The following is a 1170-nucleotide window of genomic DNA, read 5'->3' on the forward strand; positions in this document are numbered from 1 at the left end:
TGCTTGATGCCGAGGAAGAGGCACGCGCCTGAAGAGATCGTCGCGAAGCTGCGGCAGGTGGAGGTTCTGACCGCGCAAGGTCGACCGGTGGCGGAAGCGATCCGTTCGATCGGCGTGACCGAAGTGACGTTCTATCGCTGGCGCACCGAGTATGGCGGGCTGAAGGGCGATCAAGTGAAACGCCTGAAGGAGCTCGAGGCGGAGAATGCCCGGCTTCGACGAGCGGTGTCGGACCTGACGCTCGACAAGATGATCCTGGCGGAGGCGGCCAGGGGAAACTGATCAGCCCCGCCCGTCGCCGGGACTGCGTGGACCGTGTGGTGAGCAAGCTCGGCGTGACGGAGCGCCGTGCCTGCCTCGTGCTCGGCCAGCACCGATCGACGCAGCGGAAGATCCCGACCCGGCCTGACAACGAAGCGGCGCTGACCGCCGATATCGTGGCGCTGGCTGTCCAGTATGGCCGTTACGGCTACAGGCGGATCGCGGCTCTGCTGCGCTCCGCCGGCTGGAGCGTGAACCTGAAGCGCGTCGAACGGATCTGGAGACGGGAGGGGCTGAAGGTTCCGGTGAAGCAGCCCAGGCGCGGGCGGCTCTGGCTCAACGACGGCTCATGTGTCCGGCTGCGGCCTGAACGGCCGAACCACGTCTGGTCCTACGACTTCGTCGAGGATCGCACGCATGACGGCCGTAAGTTCAGGATGCTCAACGTGATCGACGAACCGAAGGTCGGCGCAGCCAGTTCACACGCGAATGCCTGGCGATCCGGATCGGGCGGAGGCTCCGGTCGACCGACGTGATCGACGTTCTGTCGGACCTGTTCATCCTGCGCGGCGCGCCGGTCCACATCAGGTCGGACAACGGTCCAGAGTTCGCGGCCAAGGCCGTCCGTGAATGGATCGCGGCCGTCGGCTCTCGAACCGCCTTCATCGAGCCAGGCAGTCCTTGGGAGAATGGCTACTGCGAGAGCTTCAACGCCCGGCTGCGGGACGAGCTTCTCAACGGCGAGATCTTCTACTCGCTCGCCGAGGCCAAGGCCGTGATCGAAGGTTGGCGGCGGCATTACAACGCTGTCCGCCCGCACTCGTCGCTTGGCTACAGGCCGCCTGCGCCGGAGGTCGCGCTATGGCCGGCTGCGCAACCCCGACCAGCTCCGCCGGCCACGCCAACCGT

The 1170-nt window shown here is 66.4% G+C and carries 1 pseudogene; it reads left to right on the top strand.

Annotated elements, in window-relative coordinates:
• Window positions 1-6: 6 nt before the first annotated feature.
• Window positions 7-1170, top strand: a pseudogene (locus tag ACFOWB_RS26720) (IS3 family transposase); the annotation flags it as partial.

The sequence above is a fragment of the Chenggangzhangella methanolivorans genome (assembly GCF_042648545.1).
Classification (GTDB): Bacteria; Pseudomonadota; Alphaproteobacteria; order Rhizobiales; family Methylopilaceae; genus Methylopila; species Methylopila methanolivorans.